Source organism: Stenotrophomonas maltophilia, assembly GCF_002799155.1.
Classification (GTDB): Bacteria; Pseudomonadota; Gammaproteobacteria; order Xanthomonadales; family Xanthomonadaceae; genus Stenotrophomonas; species Stenotrophomonas maltophilia_R.
The window spans coordinates 3159115-3177483 of the sequence record NZ_NERD01000002.1; the positions used below are offsets into that span (position 1 = coordinate 3159115).

Consider the following 18369-nt stretch of genomic DNA (forward strand, 5'->3'; position numbering starts at 1 on the left):
GAGAGAGCCGCACCCAACATGCGCCCGATTCCCACCTTGCTGGCCCTGTCGCTGGCCGCGCTTCCCGCCTTCGCTTCGGCTGCCGATTTCGACAACTGGCCGACCAAGTACGCCTTCGGCGACGGCACCGAGCTGGCGGCCACCGCCAACATCGCCTACGACTACAACGATTTCTCCTCGGGCAGTGGCCTCGAGGACGACGACGCCGTGCGCCGCAAGGAGTTCGGCGCGACGCTGAAGAAGAAGGGCGTCTATGATGCGATGGTCTACTACGACTTCCAGTCCGACACCTGGCTGGACGTGTTCGTGCGCTTGGAGAGCAAGGCCTTCTTCGGCCGTGACGTCGGCCGCTTCCGCTTCGGCTACATGAAGACTCCGGTCGGCCTGGACGCGAACACGTCCTCGCGCGCCGGCACGTTCCTGGAAACCGCGCTGCCGGTGCAGGCCTTCTACGCCGGCCGCCGTACCGGCGTGGAATGGGTGCTGGAGCGCCCGCAGTACCTGCTGCAGGCCGGCGCCTATGGCGGCAAGGACCTGCAGGGCGACAACCCCGGCACCACCCAGGCCGTGCGTGCGGTGTGGACGCCGGTGAAGGCACCGGGTGATGTGATCCACCTGGGCCTGGCCTACTCGCAGGAGAATCCGCGTGGCTACAGCGATGGCCGCGACGTGCACCACGAGGCCAGCGCCCGCCTGCGCGCGCGCCCGGAAGCCGGCCTGACCGACATCCGCTACGTCGATTCCGGTGCGCTGGTCACCGCCGACCAGATCCGCCGCACCGGCCTGGAAGGCATCTGGATCCGCGGCCCGTTCTCGCTGCAGGCCGAAGCCCTGCGCGCTACGGTCACCCGCCATGACGGCAAGCCCGACTACACCGGCAGCGGCCAGTACGCGATGGCCAGCTGGGTGCTGACCGGCGAATCGCGCCCGTACAACGCCGGCGCGGTGGCCAACATCAAGCCCGCACACAACTACGGGGCAGTCGAACTGGTAGCCCGCTACAGCCGCCTGGATCTCGATGACGGCGACATCCTCGGTGGCCGTCAGCATGACCTCACCCTGGGTGCGAACTGGTACCTGACCAGCCACTTCAAGTTCCAGGCCAACTACGTGAAGGTCGACGCCAGCCGTCGTGGCGTGCACAGCACGCCGGAGATCTTCGAACTGCGCGCGCAGATGCACTTCTGACCCCTTCCACGTCAGACCCCGGCGGGCGTGCACGCCACGCCCGCCGGCCCTGCGTAGACTGCCGCCATGTATTGGCTCAGCCGCCATCGGATGCTGTTGCTGACCCTGCTGGTGATGGTCGGTGGCACCATGCTGTGCGCGGTTGCAGCAGGCCATTACGCCTGGCGCCGCGCACTCGGCGAGGAAAGCAGCCAGGTGCAACGCCAGCTGCAGCTGTACGGCCAGGGCCTGAAGCAGCGTATCGACCGTTTCGGTACGCTGCCGCAGGTGCTGGCGCTTGATCCGGATCTTCTGCATGCACTGCGCGTGCCGCCCTCGCCTGTTGAACGGCAGCGGCTGAACCTCAAGCTGCAACGCGCCAATGAAGTCACCCGTGCCTCTACCCTGACCCTGGTCGGCCACGACGGCGTGGCGGTGGCGGCCAGCAACTGGGACCAGCCGACCACCAACGTCGGCGAGAACTACAGCTACCGCCCCTACTACCGCCAGGCGCTGGCGCAGGGCCGTGGCCGCTTCTACGGCATCGGCATGACCACCGGCGTGCCCGGCTATTACCTTTCGCAGGCCATTGAAGAAGATGGCAAGCGGCTGGGCGTGGTGGTGATCAAGGTCGAGTTGTCCGCACTGGAACAGGAATGGTTGAGCAGCCCCGACGTGGTGCTGGCCAGCGACGACCACGACGTGGTGTTCCTGGCCAACCGTGACAGCTGGCGCTACCGGCTGCTGCGCCCGCTGGGCGCCGATGAGCGCCGCGAGATGCTGGACGCCCGCCAGTACGCCGACCGTACATTGCAGCCGCTGCGCGCACGCACCGAAGACGTGCTGGCCGACGGCGGCCGCATGGTGCGCCTGCTGGACCCGGCGCTGCCGCAGCCGATGCTGTGGCAGAGCCTGCCGCTGCCCGCCGAAGGCTGGAACCTGCACTTGCTGCACGACGCCAGTGCCGCCACCGCTGCCGGCCGCGCTGCGGCACTCACCGGTGGCGCCGCATGGCTGGCACTGGGCTTCCTGGTGCTGTTCGTGCAGCAGCGCCGGCGCTTGGCCAAGCATCGCCTGCGCAGCCGCCGCGAGCTGGAAACCCTGCTCAAGCAGCATGCACAGGAACTGCGCACCGCGCAGGATGGCCTGCTGCAGGCCGCCACCGATGCCGACAGCGGCCTCAGCCGCAGCCTCGAACACCTGCCGCAGGGCGTGGTGGTGATCGACCGGGACCTGCGCCTGGTCGCGTGGAATTCGCGCTATCTGGAACTGTTCCGCTTCCCGCTGGACCTGGTGCGCGTGGGCCGGCCGATCGAAGACCTGTTCCGCTTCAATGCACGCCGTGGCCTGCTCGGTCCCGGCCCGGTGGACGAGGCCATCGAGCGCCGCCTGAACCACCTGCGCAGTGGCCGCCCGCACATGCGCGAGAGCGAGAAGGACGACGGCACGGTGCTGGAGATCCGTGGCAATCCCCTGCCCGATGGCGGCTTCGTCACCAGCTACGCCGACATCACCAGCTACAAGAACGCGGCGCGCGAACTGCGCTCGCTGGCCGATGCGCTGGAACACCGCATCGCCGAGCGTACCCGCGACCTGGACGAAGCACGCCGCGAAGCCGAGCAGGCCAACCGCTACAAGACCCGCTTCGTCGCCTCGGCGGTGCACGACCTGCTGCAGCCGCTCAACGCGGCGCGCATGTTCGTCTCGGTGCTGCGCGGCAAGCTGGGCGACCCGTCGCAGCAGCAGACCGCCGATCACATCGATGCCGCGCTGGCGGCGCAGGATGCGATCCTCAACAGCCTGCTTGACATTGCGCGGCTGGAATCGGGCAGTCTCCCCACCCGCGTGCAGGCGTTCCGGCTGGGCCCGCTGCTGCAGACGCTGGCGCGCGAGTTCGGTATCGCCGCGCACTCACGCGGCCTGGTGGTCGACTGGGTTGATACCAATGCCGTGGTGGTCAGCGATGAAGCGCTGCTGCGGCGCATCCTGCAGAATTTCCTGTCCAATGCACTGCGCTACAGCGAACGCGGCCGCGTGCTGCTCGGCTGCCGTCGCCGCGAAGGCATGCTGTGGATCGAAGTGCACGATCAGGGTCCCGGCATTCCCGACGCGTTGCAGGGCGAGATCTTCGAGGAGTTCCGCCGTCTGCACGACGGCCAACAGCGCGGTGCCGGCCTTGGCTTGGCCATTGTCGACCGCATCGGCCGCCTGCTCGGGCATCCGATCCGGCTGCGCTCGCAGCTGGGCCAGGGCAGCGTATTCGCCGTAGGCGTGCCGTTCGGTGAAGCCAGCGCGATTCCCGCCTCTGCACCCGCGCCGGTACTGGCGCAGGAACCGGCCGCGGACAATCCACTGCGCGGGCGCCGGGTGTGGGTGATCGACGACGACCCGCACGTGTGCGCGGCCAGCCGCGCGCTGCTGGAGCGCTGGGGCTGCGAGGTGTCTCTGGCCGATGGCCCACAGGCGGCTCTGCAGTTGGCCAGTACAGCAACCGTGCCGGAGCTGGTGTTGCTGGACGTGCGCATGGGCGATCACCACGGGCCGGTGCTGTACGAGACATTGGCCGAACTGTGGCAGGCCCGTCCGCCGGTGGTGCTGGTCACTGCCGAGCGCGATGCGGGATTGCGTGAGATGGCCGCCGAGCGTGGCTGGGGGATGATGGCCAAGCCGGTGAAGCCGCCGGCGCTGCGGGCGCTGATGAGTCAGTTGCTGATCCGGCATCGCGGGTAGTTTCCAGCCAACGGCGCAGCCCCTCGTGGGTGGTGTCTGGTTGGTCGTGGAAAGCAAAAGCCGTGGGGGGGGCCGGTCGGGTTGGGTGCGCGGGGGACGCCGTGAATCCGTCCCTGGAGGCTTGGCAGCCGCATCCATGCGGCTGACACCCCCGCGAACCCAACCCGACCGGCCTCTGACAGATTTCGGTGGCCTGCCACCCACGGAGAAGAAAAAGAAGATCAAAAGCGGATCGCGCGCTGCGCTTGCTCGTGTAAAGCCGAGCACATGCTCGGCTTCGCGGACCGGCCAGGCTGCCTTTGCTTTTGATCTTCTTTTCTCTTCCGTGGATGGATGCGCACGGAACCTGTCCGTGGCCGGGCAGGTGGGCTGCGCAGGGGCGTGAGTCGCATGGATGCGGCGACCGAGCTTACATGGACATACTTGCAGCGGCCCCTGCGCAGTCCACCTGCCCGGCCTCACCCATGACTGCTCTACGTGTCCACCCACGAGGGGCTGCGCCGTTGGCTGGAAACTACAACCCAACCCCGGCGTCGCCCTCAGGCTCCAGCGCCTTCACCAGCACCGCTGCCTGCGTTCGGCTATGGCACTCGAGCTTCTTCAGGATCGCGGTGACATGCACCTTCACCGTGTTCTCGGCCAGCCCCAGCGTGTAGGCGATCTGCTTGTTGAGCAGGCCATCGGCCAGGCACAGCAGCACGCGGAACTGCTGCGGGGTCAGCTGGGCCAGGCGGCTGGCCAGCAGCGCGTCGGCCTCCGAGCGCTCGGCGGCCATCGCCGGGAACCACAGGCCACCATCGAGCACCGCCTGCACGGCCTCGCCGATGGTCTCGGCCGGGGCCGACTTCGGGATGAAACCGGCCGCGCCGAACTGCTGGGCGCGGCGGATCACCCGCGGATGGTCGTTGGACGAGAGAATCACCACCGGAATGTCCGGATGCGAGCCACGCACATGCAGCAGCGCTGAAAAGCCGTGCGCGCCAGGCATGGTCAGGTCGAGCAGCACCAGGTCCACGTCCGGCTGAACGTCGAGCGCCTCGGCCAGCGCCTCAGCGCTGGCGACCTCGCGCACCTGCGCCAGCGGCAGGCTCTGCCGCAATGACTGCACCACCGCCGAACGCAGCAGCGGGTGGTCATCGGCGATCAGGATGGTGTATTCGCTCATGCCGCCATTGTACGGGCAGGCCGCCGCGTCAGCGCCCCGCCGGCTCCACGCTGCTGCGCCAGGCATCGAGGAACTGGCGGCGCTTGAGCGCATCCAGGTACACCAGCAGGCCCGGGCCGAGCTGGATCGGACGGCGGCTGCGGCCCGGCGCATCATCGCCACGAGCATCGCCGGTCACGATCGGCATCAGGCGCGCTTCGCGCGAGAGCACCTGCTGGCCACGCGGCGACAGCAGGTAATCGAGGAAGCGCCGGGCCTCCTCCGGATGCGGGCCAGTCCGCGGAATCACGGCGGTGCGCAGCACCACCAGCGTGTAGTCCTCGGGTTCAACGATGGCCAGCGGCGCGCCGGCATCGACGCGTGCCTGCGCGTAGGAGCCGAGCACGTTGTAGACCAGCGACAGCTGGCCGCTGGCCACCTTGTCCAGCAGCACGCCGGTGCGCTCCTCGCGGACCACGTCGTTGTCGCCGAGCGCACCCAGCAACGCGCCGGCGATGCTGCCACGCTGCGCATCCTGGGTCGCCAGCAGATAGCCGACACTGCTGCGTTCGATGTCATAGGTGCCGACCTTCCCGCGCAGCGGTGCGCCCTCGGCGCGCAGCCGGTCCAGCAGCTGGCGGCGCGTGTGCGGCACCTTTGCCGAAGGCATCGCGCGGGTGTTGTAGACCATCACCACCGGCTCGTAGCTGATGCCGAACGCCTCGTTGCGCCACTGTGCCCAGGCCGGCAGCGCAGCGGTCTGCGCCGAACGGTGCGGCAGCGCATGGCCATCGTTGACCAGCTTGGTCTGCAGGTCCATGCCGCTTGAGATCAGCAGGTCCGGCGACGCCGGCCCGGCACGGTCATGCAGGTACCGCGCGTACAGGTCCTGGGTGATGATGTCCTCGTACACCACCTCGGTGCCTGGGTGCAGACGCTGGTAGTCGGCAATGACCACCGCGAACACTTCGATGTCGGTGGTGCCGTGGATGCGCAGCTGCGCGGTGGCCGCTCCCTGTGCGGGAAAACGGCGCACATCCCCCGGCGCGGCCAGCACCGGCAGGGCCAGCAGCAGGGCAACGGCCGTGGCGAACAGGCGGATCATGAACTGCTCCGTGGCAGGCGGATGGTGGCGATCAGCCCGCCCTGCGGGCGGTTGCTGAGGTCGATGCGGCCGCCATGGCTGTCGACCACCCGCTTGACGATGGCCAGGCCGAGTCCGGCGCCGCCGGATGGCGCACCTTCGCCACGGGCGAAGCGTTCGAACACGCGCTCGGCATCGGCGGCCGCGATGCCTGCGCCATGATCGGCGATGGTCAGCACGGCCTGCTCGCCTTCCACGGTCAGGGCGATCTGCAATGCGCCGTCGCCGCCGTACTTCAGTGCGTTGTCGACCAGGTTCTTGATCGCCTCGCGCAGCAGCAGCGCATCGCCATGCACCTGTACAGGCTCAGCGGTCATCGCCAGCTGCACGCGCGGCGCCGGGCCGGCCTGCGGCAGCGCTTCATGCAGGGCCTGGTGCACGGTCTCGGCCAGGTCCACGGCAGCAAAGCGTTGCAGGTGCGAACGATGGATCACGCTGGCATCGCTGAGCAGCTGGTTGAGCAGCCGGCTCATGTGGGTGGCGTTGCGCTCGACCGCCTGCAGGCTGCGCCGCATGTCCTCCGGGTCATCATCGTCCAGCCCCAGCTGTGCCTGCGCGCGCAATGCCGCCAACGGCGTGCGCATCTGGTGCGCGGCCTCGGCCATGAACGCGCGCAGCGTCTCGTTGCTGCTGGACAGGCGCTCCATGAAACGGTTCAGCGCCGCCACCATCTGGTCCATCTCGCGCGGCACGCGGGCATCCAGCGGCTTCAGGTCGGACGGTTCGCGGCGCGACAGCTCGCGCTCCACCCGCACCAGCGGCCGGAACGCACGATGCACGCCGAACGCCACCAGTGCCAGCAGCAGCCCGGACAACACACCGATCGCCAGCAATGCACGATTGACCATGTCCTGCGCGACCGCTTCACGCGCACGCCGGGTCTGGCCGACCTGCACCTGTACCTCGCCCTGCGCCGAGGCGGCGGCGAAACTGCGGCCGACCACCACGAAGCGCACGGTCTCACCGCTGTACGCCGCATCGAACAGCTGCGGCTGGGTACCAGGCCGGCGCGGCGGTGCGGGCAGGTCACCGTAGCCGGTGATCAGCGTGCCGCGGCTGTCGGCCACCCGGTAGAACACGCGGTCTTCCGGCGCCATCGCCAGCAGGTCCAGCGCCGCATACGGCAGATCGACCTGCCACTGGCCATCGACCAGGGCCACCGAATCGGCAATGGACAGCGCCGAGGACACCAGCAGGTGATCGTAGGAGCGGTTGGCGGCACGCTGGCCGTAATCGCGCGCGGCGAACAGCAGGGCCACCGCGAACACCGCCAGCAGCACGCCGAGGTAGAGCAGCAGCGTGCGCCGCAGCGAACCCGGCGCGGGCGTCGCAGCGCGCGCGTCAGCCATCGGCGTCGGCACTGGCATCACTGGCTTCCAGCAGGTAGCCCACGCCACGCACCGTGGTGATGCGCAGCGGCGCGGCGGCCAGCTTCCTGCGCAGGCGGCCGACATACAGTTCGATGGCATTCGGACCGGCCTCATCGTCGAACCCGAACAGGCCGTTGCCGATCTCGTCCTTGCCGACCACCTGGCCAAGGCGGCCGACCAGTATCTCCAGCAGGCGGTATTCGCGGTTGGGCAGTTCGATCGGCTCCCCGTCGAGGCTGACTCGGTGTGCAGCATTGTCGAACTGGAAGCCGCCGATCTGCACCACTTCGCTGGCCTGGCCACGCGCACGCCGCAGCAGCACGCGGCAGCGCGCTTCGAACTCGCGGAAGTCGAACGGCTTGCCCAGGTAGTCGTCGGCGCCCACGTCCAGCGCCTGCACGCGATCTTCGATGCCATCGCGTGCGGTCAGCATCAGCACCGGCGTGCTGTCGCCGCGCTCGCGCATGCCGGCCAGCACACGCAGGCCATCGAGCTTGGGCAGGCCGATATCCAGCACCACCAGGTCGAAGCTCTGGTAGCGCAGCACGCTGGCAGCGGCCAGGCCATCGGCCTGCCAGTCCACGGCGTGCCCGCTGCGGCGCATCCGGCGGATGATCGCATCGGCCAGATCCGGGTTGTCTTCGACCAGCAGCAGGCGCATGGGCACACGGGTGGGAGGGGAACCGAATGCTACCGCATGCCGCCGCCGCGCTTGCCGGGCGTGGCCCAGGGAGCGCAGCGGCCGCTTTTACGCTGCACCGCACAAATCGTTGACAGGACGATGACAGCTTGCCCGACCCAGACTGCGGCCGCGCACCGTCCGGTGCCCACGATTGCCGCGCGCCTGGCGCGCACCTGGGAGGGTTTGTGGAATTCACGTTTGCCTGGCGGCGTCCTGCCGCCATGATGGCCTTGGCTGCACTGTCGGCGCCGGCCTTCGCCGCCGAAGACGACCGCCCGGTCACCGCCAGCCTCGGTGGCCGCCTGCACCTGGACTTCGCCACCTTCGACAACGACAACCGCGGCACCCCGAACAAGGACGACACCGAGATCCGCCGCGCCTGGCTGGACGTTTCCGGCAAGTTCTTCGTGGTCGACTACAAGCTGGAAGCGGACTTCTCCGGCGACCGCGTCGAGGCCAAGGACGTGTACCTGGCGCGCAGCTTCGGCAAGGCCGGCAAGCTGACCGTGGGCCAGTTCAAGCAGTACTTCTCGCTGGATGACCGCACCAGTTCCAACTACGGCAGCTTCCTGGAGCGCGGCAACGCCGGCACTACGCTGGCGCCGCTGTACCGCCTGGGTGCGTCGTGGCAGGCCAACCCGGGGGACTTCACCTGGGCGGCCAGCCTCTACAGCCTGGAGAGCATCGACGCCTGGCAGGTGAAGGGCCGCGCCGCCGGTGGCCGCGTCACCTGGGCCCCCTCGCCCAGCGATGGCGACGTGCTGCACCTGGGCCTGTCGCTGGCCCGCGAGGCCTATGACAACCCGGGCGCCAACGGCGTGCCCGGCCTGCGCATCCGCCCGCGCCCGGCCGGCCACCTGTCCGACGAGAGCCGCCTGACCCTGGTTGACTTCTCCGCCGGCCGCGATACCGACGTCAACAAGTGGTCGCTGGAATACGCGCAGGTGCGCGGCCCGCTGTCGTGGCAGGGGGAATTCAGCGGTGCCACCTTCGATGACGGCGCGCAGCGCGGTGACGTGATGGCGGCCTACGGCATGCTCAGCTGGTTCGTCACCGGCGAAAGCCGCGCGTATGACCGCAAGACCGGCCGCTTCGCGCGGGTGAAGGACATCCGCCACAAGGCCGGTGCCTTCGAAGTGGCATTGCGCTACGACCAGATGTGGGGCGCGCAGCATCTCGACGGTGCACCCGACCTGCGCCGTGGCAGCACCGAAGCGTGGACGCTGGGCGGCAACTGGTACCTGCGCGACAACCTTCGCTTCATGCTCAACGTGATCGAAAGCCGCAACCGCGACCGCCTGGCCGGGGTCACGGTGGACCGCACGCGCGCCGTCACCGGCCGCCTGCAGTACGACTTCTAAGCCCGGCATTCCGGGCACGCCGCCCGGGCCCCTTCCACTCCCCCACGTCCTGTTTCCGCAAGGAGTCCGCAGATGATGCTGAGCATCCTCGGCTTTGGCATGGTCATTACGTTCATGTACTTGATCATGAGCAAACGCCTGTCGCCGCTCGTCGCCCTGATTACCATCCCCATCCTGTTCGCGCTGATCGGCGGCTTCGGCGCCGGCATCGACGAGATGATGCTGGAGGGCATCAAGAAGATCGCGCCGACCGGCGTGATGCTGATGTTCGCCATCCTCTACTTCGGCGTGATGATCGACGCCGGCCTGTTCGATCCGCTGGTGCGGGTGATCCTGCGCTTCGTCAAGGGCGACCCGATGAAGATCGTGCTCGGCACCGCCGTGCTGGCGATGCTGATCTCGCTCGACGGTGATGGCTCGACCACCTACATGATCACCGTCTCGGCGATGCTGCCGCTGTACCAGCGGCTGGGCATGAACGCGCTGAACATGACCTGCGTGACCATCCTCGCCGGCGGCGTGATGAACCTGACCCCGTGGGGCGGCCCGACCGCACGCGCGGCCACCGCGCTGCACGTGGACCCGGCCGATGTGTTCGTACCGCTGATCCCGTCGATGGTGATCGCCTGTGCCGGCGTGCTGCTGCTGGCCTGGTACCTGGGCCTGAAGGAACGCCGTCGCCTCGGTGTGGTGACCCTGCCCAAGGGTGGCAGCTGGATGGACAACAGCGTGTCCGACGACAGCAACGCGCTGCCGACCGTGGAAGACGCCGAAGACATCAAGCGGCCGAAGCTGCTGTGGGTGAACCTGGCCCTGACCGTGGCGCTGATGACCGCGCTGATCATCGGCGTGCTGCCGATGCCGGTGCTGTTCATGGTCGGCTTCGCCATCGCCCTGGTGATCAACTACCCGAACCTGGCCGAGCAGCGCCGCCGCGTGGTCAACCACGCCGGCAACGTGCTGTCGGTGGTGTCGCTGATCTTCGCCGCAGGCATCTTCACCGGCATCCTCAACAACACCGGCATGGTTGAAGCGATGTCGCACAGCTTCTTGGCGGTGATTCCGGAATCGTGGGGCCCGTACCTGGCGGTGATCACGGCGGTGGCATCGATGCCGTTCACCTTCTTCATGTCCAACGACGCGTTCTACTTCGGCGTGCTGCCGATCCTGTCCGAGGCCGCCGGCAACTACGGCATCACCCCGGTGGAAATGGCGCGTGCCTCGCTGGCCGGACAGCCGGTGCACCTGCTCAGCCCGCTGGTGCCGTCCACCTACCTGCTGGTGGGCCTGGCCAAGGTCGAATTCGCCGACCACCAGAAATTCACCCTGAAGTGGGCCATCGCCATCTCGATGCTGCTGATGGTCGGCAGCCTGTTGTTCGGCCTGTACCCGCTCGCTGCCTGACCCCTTACCAAGGAGCCTTCTGCAATGACGCTTCGAATCGCTTACGTCACCAGCGGCATGGGCAGTGTCGGTACTGCCATCTGCCAGAGCCTGGCCCGCAGCGGCCACACCGTGGTCGCCGGTTGCGCGCCGAACTCGCCGCGCAAGGCCAACTGGCTGCGCGAGCAGCGCGAACAGGGCTTCGACTTCATCGCCTCCGAAGGCAACGCCACCGACTGGGCCTCGACCAGCGCCGCGTTCGCCAAGGTCCGCGCTGAAGTCGGTGAAGTGGACGTGCTGGTCAACAATTCCGGTGGCAGCCGCGACCTGCTGTTCCGGCAGATGACGGTGGAGGACTGGAATGCGGTGATCGCCTCCAACCTCAACGCGTTGTTCAACCTGACCAAGCAGGTGGTCGACGGCATGGCCACGCGCGGCTGGGGCCGCATCATCAACATCGGCTCGGTCAGCGCCCACAAGGGCCAGATCGGCCAGGTGAACTACGCCACCGCCAAGGCCGCGATGCATGGCTTCAGTCGTGCGCTGGCCGCGGAAGTGGCCTCGCGCGGGGTCACCGTCAACACGCTGTCGCCGGGCTACATCGCCAGCCAGGCGATCAGCAGCTTCCCGCCGGATGTACTGGACCGGCTGGCCGCCTCGGTACCGGTGCGCCGCTTGGGTCGCCCCGAGGAAGTGGCCGGCCTGTGCGCCTGGCTGGCCTCGGACGAAGCCTCGTACGTGACCGGCGCCGACTATCCGGTCAACGGTGGCCTGTACATGGGTTGAGCCCGTCTCCACGCAACGCGTGGACCGCCTCCCCCACGGAGTGCGCGGGGCCGGTGAACCTTCGCTTGCGAGGGGGATCCGGCCCCTTTTAATTTCTGCATTTCTGAGACGCACTTCCCGATACATCGGCAGAACCGGTGCTATACCTGCCAACGCTCGCTGAGCCCGATGGATGAACGGTCGGAATCGCGGATCAAGGAGGTCGGCATGCGTGCATTGCTGATTGCGCTTCTCGTGGTCGCTACGCTGCTGGCGACGCCGGCCCGCGCGGAGCCCCCGCCCATGCGGGTGATCACGGGTCTGGGCTGCCCCGACTGGCTGATCCCAGGCGCGCCCACGCTCGACGCGCAGATCACCGGCCATCCGGAGTGGACCTTCGCCTGGGCTCCCGCGTCCTATACCAATCGCAATCCCATCCGGATCTACATCCAGTCCTTCGACTGCGATTCCTCCGACATTGCAGGCTATTACTTCCGGATCGCAGCCATTGCCCATGAAGTGGGACACGCACTGTACTTCGAAGGTATCGCCTTGAGCACCCGAGGCGCGTTCATCCAGCACTTCTGCACCATGGAGGGGAAAGCGGTACTCAACAACCTCACCGCGCGCAGTGAGCTTCTGGTGACCAGCCTGGGGTACTACGACATCGGCGTAGCTGCATCCAACGGTCCTGGCCTCATCGCACAAGCCGATGCCGGCGGTGAAGACCTGGACCGGCGGGTAGGTAAGCTGTTCTGCGACAACAACGTAACTTCAACCACCGGCGAGAACTACAACGACTTCTACGGAAGAATCTACGATGAAGCGATCGCCGCCCGTCCCTGAACTTCTTCTGCTCCTGAGCCTGTTGGTTTCCGGTTCTGCAACTGCAGCCACGTCCGCTGCCACTGCGGAAGAGGCGGACGCAACCTGGCGGCTCGTGGAGCGCTGGTCCTTGCAACTGGCACGCTCTGACCTTGTCGCACAGCTGTCACCACTGGCTCCGGCCGGCTCGCGTTCGGAAGCAAGAAGGGGCCGGGGTGACAGCGCCACCATCGACCTGGCGCCATTCGTGGTCGCTGGGAGGATCAAGGGGCCTTCTGGCCAGATCTACACCGATGCGTCGGGGCGAATCATCAAAGGCATTACGCTGTCGCTGGGCGGCGCCTGCATCTCGCGGAAGCAGATGGGTCGTCGCTACCCCGACTTCAACGTCCTTTCCGTCCCGTCAGGGCATAGCCTCGACGAGTCCACGGTGTTCGGTACGGTAGTGAACGGCATCCAGATCGGGTTCTCATTCTCCGAACATGACCGTGACTGCATGGACCAGCTCAAATTGAGCTGGCCAGGGGAGCGCTTCTGATTCCCACCGACATACCACCATGACGAACAGGTTGCAGGACGCACACCACTGCCCTGCACCATTCGTTGGTTTTTCGTAAAGAAGGTTTCATGTTCCGTTCGCATAGTGGCCATGCACCGCGCACGCGTGCCGGTGACCATCCCCCATGCAACGGACCACCATGCAGACCCGACACCTGACGATCGCCGTGGCGATCGCGATTTCCGCCGCCGCCGCCGCCAGCGCACATGCCGCCACCGCCGCCGATGCCGGCGCCGATGCCGCGCTGAGCGCGCAGACGCTGGATACCGTCTCCGTGATCGGCCAAGGCGAAACCCGCCAGGTGCAGCGCATCACGGCAGTGGACAAGCAGGTGCTGCCGCCGGGCACCAGCGGCCAGAAGATCCTCGACCGCCTGCCGGGCGTGTCGGTGCAGTCCAATGATGCCTTCGGCGCGAACGAAGAATCGCAGACCATCAGCCTGCGCGGCTTCGACAAGAGCCGCCTCGGCTACACGCTGGACGGCATCCCGCTGGGCGACAACAGCTACGGCAACTACAACGGCCTGAGCATCGCCCGCGCGATCATCGCCGAGAACCTGGCCGGTGCCGAGCTGTCGCAGGGCATCGGTTCGCTGGGCGTGGCCTCGACCAGCAACCTGGGCGGCACCATCCAGTACTTCTCGATGGACCCGTCGACCGAATTCGGTGGCCGCGCCAGCGTCACCGTTGGCGACGACAACCAGCGCCGCGGCTACCTGCGCGTGGATACCGGCGACATCAACGGCTTCTCGGCCTACGTGTCCGGCGTGCACCAGGACCAGGACATGTGGGCCGCGCCGTACCAGAACCAGACCACCCGCCAGTTCAACGCCAAGGCGGTGTGGAATATCGGCGACCACCGCTTCGGTGCGTTCGTGGCCACCTCGCGCGCGAGCCAGGCCAACTACGCCTACCTGTCCAAGGACATGCTGGCGCGCGGCCTGGGCTATGACTGGAACATCTACGCACCGGACTGGGATCGCGCCGTTGCCGCCGCGTACTGCGCGCCGGGCACCTACAACAAGGCGCGCTGTGCGTTCAGCGGTGGCGTCAACAGCATCGACGATGCGTACTACCAGAGCCGTGCGCTGCGTGACGACAACCTGTACTCGGTCGATGCCGACCTGCGCCTGGGCGAGCAGGGCCGCCTGAAGCTGCTGGCCTACCATCACGACAACCGTGGCCAGGGCCATTGGTGGGCACCGGGCCAGCCGTCCTACCCGGGCACCGACAGGATGCTGCCGATCTCGATCCGCAGCACCAACTACACAATCAACCGCGATGGCCTGACCGCCGCGCTGTCGTGGACAGTGGGCATCCACGAGCTGGAAGCCGGCCTGTGGTATGAACAGAACGACCACAACGTTTCGCGCAACTTCTACTACATCAGCGGCCCGTTCCTGGACGACCTGTACCTGAAGAACCCGGACCGCCTGCTGTTCAACCAGGACTTCGACATCCGCACGCGCCAGTTCTACGTACAGGACCGCATGCGCTTCCTGGACCAGCGCCTGACCGTGGACGTCGGCCTCAAGAGCCCCAACACCCGCATGCGCGCCACCGCCAGGCCGGGCGTGGAAACCAGCATCGCCTCGGGCACGCTGACCGCCAAGGAATCAGTGCTGCCGCAGGTGGGCGTGGGCTTCAAGCTCAACGCCAACAACGAGCTGTTCGCCTCCTACGCCGAGAACATCGCCGCCTTCGTCGGCGGTGGCAGCGGCGGCCCGCTGCAGGTGTCGCCGGAATCGTTCGCGGCCAGCGCCGGGCTGGAGCCGGAGAAGTCCAAGAGCCTGGAAGCCGGCTTCCGTACCTTCGGCGAGAAGTACCAGGCGTCGATCGCGGCCTACAGCGTCAAGTTCGACAACCGCCTGCTGTCGCTGAACCCGTGCTCGAGCATCGAAGTCGGCACGCGCCCGGAGTGCGTGACGCGCTTCATCAACGTCGGTTCGGTGAAGAGCCACGGCGCGGAGCTGACCTTCATCCTCAAGCCGATCGATGGCCTGCAGTGGTACAACGCGTTGTCCTGGAACAAGACCACCTACGAGGATGACTACACCTCGGGTGGTGCGATCGTTCCGGTGGCCGGCAAGATCACGGTGGATACGCCGCAGCGCATGGCCTCCAGCGAGATCAGCTGGAACCGCGACGGCTTCTTCGCCAGCCTGCGCGCCAAGTACACCGGCAAGCGCTACTACACCTACACCAACGATCAGTCGGTGCCGGGCGTGACCACCTTCGATGCCGGTGCGGGCTACGATTTCGGCCCGGGCCTGGGCCTGCGCAACGTACGGGTATCGTTGAACGCGACCAACCTGACCAACAAGCGCTACGCCGGCCAGCTGAGCTCGTTCGCGCCGACTGATCCGAAGGGGACGCGTTATGCGATCCATGCGAGTGCACCGCGGCAGTTGTTCATGACGGTGGCGGCGGAGTTCTAAGTCAGAAGCAGGCGCTGCGGCGCATTGAGTGTTCCTGCATGGCGCGGAGGCAATGAAAAGCAAGAGCAAAAGCAAAGAGCCGGGCGTTGCCCGGCTCTTTGCTTTTCAAGCGCAATCCCTCTGGTGGGCCTGCTACCGCGCCCGCAGAAAACTGTCTGGAGGAGGCGGGGCACCCTGGCCAGGACCGTTGGCGCCATGGATGGCGCCATCGAGCACCATGGATGGGCTTTTGCGTGTCCTGGCCAGGGTGCCCCGCCTCCTCCCCACCGATAGCAGGCAGGCGCTGGAGGGGCCGCCAACGCATTTCATTCCGGCGCCAGCTGGTCCATCCGTATCCGGTTGGCGAACAGCGAAAACGCCAGCATGCCCGCCAGGCCGTTCGCCCGGCTCACCCAGTGCGGCAGCCAACGCGGCGGCTTCAATATCCCCGCTTCGAACAGCGGCGCGAACGTGATCGCATCGGTCAGGCTCATCTTGCCCGCGAACAACCAGCGGCAGACCTGCAGGCGGTCCTCGGCCAGCATGTGGCGGAAGAAGGTGTGCACCGACACCAGGCCGCGCAGGTACACCGTGTCCTTGGTGAACGCCAGTCCACCACTCGGCGGCACGCCGCGGAACACGCGCTGCGCCGAGGCGAAACTCTCTTCCGTGTTCTGCCCGGCATCGCAGAAGTAGCGGAAGACCTCGATGAAGTCGGCGCCTTCGCGTGCCATGGCAATCGCTTCGGTGCGCAGGCTGATGCGCTTCAGCCGTTCGATGTCGATGCTGCCGGTGATCTGCTCGGCGAAGGTCGCCAGCCCTTCCTGGGTCGCGGTCACCCGCGGCGAGGACAATGCCAGGCTCGGCAGCACCGGCTGCTCGCGGCCGTTCAACGCGGTCAGCGAATGCACCAGCGCTTCATGGTGGAACAGCTGCGCGCGGTCGTAGGCACTGAAGCGCGCGCTGGTGCGCAAGCGGATGCGGGTCGGGCCGGCGGCGGCCTTGGACACCAGTTCCGGATCGAGCTGCACCTGGATGATGCGTGATTCGAAGAAGGCGTCCAGATCGTTCTGCAGCTGCAGCTGCAACGCGATGGCCGAGACCGGCACCTGTTCTTCCGGCGCCAGCAGTTCGTGGTCCAGTTCGGCCGCGATCTGGATGAAGTGGCGCGCCGCTTCGCGCGTGCTCGGGCCATTGCCCGGCAGCGGCTGCTCGGGGGCACCGAACAGCTGCACCGAGCAGGTATCGACGGCGGCGGTGCCCAGCCCTTCCAGCAGCTGCGCTGCCAGGTCCCAACTCTGCGCGGACTGCTGCACGTAATGGCCCAGCGGGTGGCTGTCATCGCAGTCGGCAGCGATCGCGGCCAGCGCGCGGCGCTCTTCGCTGAAGTCGAGCCGGGGGTAATCCACCTTTGGCAGCACTGGCTGGCTGCGCGCCATGCTGTCCAGGAACGGTGCCTGCACTGTTGCCGGCCAGCTGGTCAGGCCCAGCAGGCGGATGCCTCCCACGGCCTCGACCAGGCGCGCATCGAGCGCTGCATGGTGGGCCACTTCACGGTCCAGCGTCGCGGTCGGTTCCATGCGCGGACTATAGCGCCCTGCCCGCGCGTTGGTAGGTGCCAACCAAGGTTGGCACCTACCAGGAACAGGTTTCCGGCACCGCGGGGTCAGCGCCTGCGCGGCTTGCCCGCCGGACGGAACTGCTGGCCCTTGCCCTTCCTGCCGCCGCGCTCCTGCGCGGTCTCGGCCTGGCGCACGGCCAGCTTGGCGGCAGCGGCCGCCACTTCTTCCTTCAGCTTGAAGTAGTTCAGCAGGCGGCTCTCTTCGATTTCGCCGGCATCGATCGCCGCGCGCACCGCGCAGCCCGGTTCCTGCTGGTGCTTGCAGTCGTTGAAACGGCACTGAGCGGCCAGCGCTTCGATATCGGCGAAGCCACCTTCAGACAGGGTTTCTTCCCCGGTCGGCTTCAGCTCGCGCATGCCGGGGGTGTCGATCAGGCAGGCGCCGGTCGGCAGCGGCATCAGCGCGCGATGGGTGGTGGTGTGGCGGCCGCGCGAATCATTGGCACGCACCGCGTTGGTCTTCATCCGCTGCTCGCCGAGCAGGGTATTGGTCAACGTGGACTTTCCAGCACCGGAGGAACCGACCAGCACCACCGTGCGGCCCGGCCCCAGCCACGGCTGCAGCACCGCCACGCTGCCGGCATCCAGGCCGTTGATCGCATGCAGCGCGATACCCTGCATCTCCAGCTCTTCCAGCACCGCCAGCGCGTCTTCGCTGTATTCGGTCTGGTCGGCCTTGGTCAGCACCACCACCGGTTCGGCGCCGCCACCGCCAACCAGCAGCAGGTAGCGTTCGATGCGGCGCGGATTGAAGTCGGCATCCAGGCCACAGACGATGAACACCGTATCGATGTTGGCCGCGATCACCTGCTGGTGGTAGTGCTCACCGGCGGCGCCACGCTTGATGGCGGTACGCCGCGGCAGCAGTGCGACGATGCGGATGCCGTCCAGCAGCACCCAGTCACCCACCGCCGGGCGTTCATGGCTGGGGAAGCGCGGGCGCTGCCATTCCGGCAGCGACTCGGCCTTGATCGACGCCTCCGGGCCATCGGCCACCACGTAATGGGTGCGGTGCTGTTCGATCACCCGTGCCGGGCGGGCCTGCGGATGTGCGGCCATCGCGGCCTGCCAGTCGGCCTGCTGCGCCGGGCCCGGCCAGGGCCAGCCAATGGTCTGCAGGGCGATGAAATCGGGGGTCTGGGTCATCGCCGCCATTCTACCTGTGCCGGCGCCCTGCCAGCCCAGCAATGACGGGCCCGGAG

14 protein-coding genes are annotated in these 18369 nt (G+C 67.4%); 8 read left to right on the forward strand and 6 right to left on the reverse strand.

All coding sequences use genetic code 11. The features are described 5' to 3' along the window. Positions 1-18 precede the first annotated feature (18 nt). Together B9Y82_RS15160 and B9Y82_RS15165 are read left to right on the forward strand one after the other, a co-directional pair. Positions 19-1188: an OprO/OprP family phosphate-selective porin gene (locus B9Y82_RS15160; protein WP_100473869.1), complete on the forward strand. Its 1170-nt coding sequence runs from the start codon at positions 19-21 to the stop codon at positions 1186-1188. Between the two features lie 66 nt (positions 1189-1254). Next, positions 1255-3897, forward strand: a complete 2643-nt coding sequence (locus tag B9Y82_RS15165; RefSeq protein WP_100473870.1) for a hybrid sensor histidine kinase/response regulator — start codon at positions 1255-1257, stop codon at positions 3895-3897. 514 nt (positions 3898-4411) lie between these two features. On the opposite strand, the gene B9Y82_RS15170 is transcribed toward B9Y82_RS15165, so the two are convergent. The 4 genes from B9Y82_RS15170 to B9Y82_RS15185 are packed head-to-tail and all read right to left on the reverse strand — an operon-like array spanning position 4412 to position 8216. Continuing rightward, positions 4412-5062, reverse strand: coding sequence for a response regulator (locus B9Y82_RS15170; RefSeq protein WP_100473871.1), 651 nt, complete (start codon positions 5060-5062; stop codon positions 4412-4414). Positions 5063-5090: 28 nt separating this feature from the next. Continuing rightward, positions 5091-6146 carry an ABC transporter substrate-binding protein gene (locus tag B9Y82_RS15175; RefSeq protein WP_100473872.1) on the reverse strand — a complete coding sequence of 352 codons (1056 nt, stop codon included), beginning with the start codon at positions 6144-6146 and terminating at the stop codon, positions 5091-5093. After that, positions 6143-7534: a sensor histidine kinase gene (locus B9Y82_RS15180; protein ID WP_100475248.1), complete on the reverse strand. Its 1392-nt coding sequence runs from the start codon at positions 7532-7534 to the stop codon at positions 6143-6145. The genes B9Y82_RS15175 and B9Y82_RS15180 overlap by 4 nt, the downstream gene beginning before the upstream one ends. Then, a complete protein-coding gene (locus B9Y82_RS15185; protein WP_100473873.1) occupies positions 7527-8216 on the reverse strand; it encodes a response regulator transcription factor in 690 nt (229 codons plus the stop codon). The genes B9Y82_RS15180 and B9Y82_RS15185 overlap by 8 nt, the downstream gene beginning before the upstream one ends. Positions 8217-8458: 242 nt before the next feature. On the opposite strand from B9Y82_RS15185, the gene B9Y82_RS15190 reads away from it, so the two are divergent. The 6 genes from B9Y82_RS15190 (at position 8459) to B9Y82_RS15215 (ending at position 15567) form a co-directional block, all read left to right on the forward strand. Further along, a complete protein-coding gene (locus tag B9Y82_RS15190) occupies positions 8459-9598 on the forward strand; it encodes an OprO/OprP family phosphate-selective porin (RefSeq protein WP_071228133.1) in 1140 nt (379 codons plus the stop codon). 75 nt (positions 9599-9673) lie between these two features. Beyond that, entirely contained in the window at positions 9674-11002 is a 1329-nt protein-coding gene (locus B9Y82_RS15195; RefSeq protein WP_049480602.1) for a CitMHS family transporter, read from the forward strand. A 24-nt stretch (positions 11003-11026) separates the two neighbouring features. Continuing rightward, entirely contained in the window at positions 11027-11767 is a 741-nt protein-coding gene (gene phbB / locus B9Y82_RS15200) for an acetoacetyl-CoA reductase (RefSeq protein WP_005419193.1), read from the forward strand. Positions 11768-11974: 207 nt separating this feature from the next. Continuing rightward, positions 11975-12592: a hypothetical protein gene (locus B9Y82_RS20930; protein WP_238381616.1), complete on the forward strand. Its 618-nt coding sequence runs from the start codon at positions 11975-11977 to the stop codon at positions 12590-12592. Further along, positions 12567-13109, forward strand: coding sequence for a hypothetical protein (locus tag B9Y82_RS15210; RefSeq protein ID WP_100473874.1), 543 nt, complete (start codon positions 12567-12569; stop codon positions 13107-13109). The genes B9Y82_RS20930 and B9Y82_RS15210 overlap by 26 nt, the downstream gene beginning before the upstream one ends. Positions 13110-13269: 160 nt before the next feature. Beyond that, positions 13270-15567: a TonB-dependent receptor gene (locus tag B9Y82_RS15215; RefSeq protein WP_100473875.1), complete on the forward strand. Its 2298-nt coding sequence runs from the start codon at positions 13270-13272 to the stop codon at positions 15565-15567. A 305-nt stretch (positions 15568-15872) separates the two neighbouring features. Here the strand turns inward: B9Y82_RS15215 and B9Y82_RS15220 are convergent, their stop codons facing one another. After that, positions 15873-17126 (reverse strand): flavohemoglobin expression-modulating QEGLA motif protein, encoded by a 1254-nt coding sequence (locus B9Y82_RS15220; protein ID WP_100473876.1) that lies wholly within the window; start codon positions 17124-17126, stop codon positions 15873-15875. Between the two features lie 86 nt (positions 17127-17212). Continuing rightward, entirely contained in the window at positions 17213-18322 is a 1110-nt protein-coding gene (gene rsgA, locus B9Y82_RS15225; RefSeq protein ID WP_100473877.1) for a ribosome small subunit-dependent GTPase A, read from the reverse strand. Positions 18323-18369: the final 47 nt, after the last annotated feature.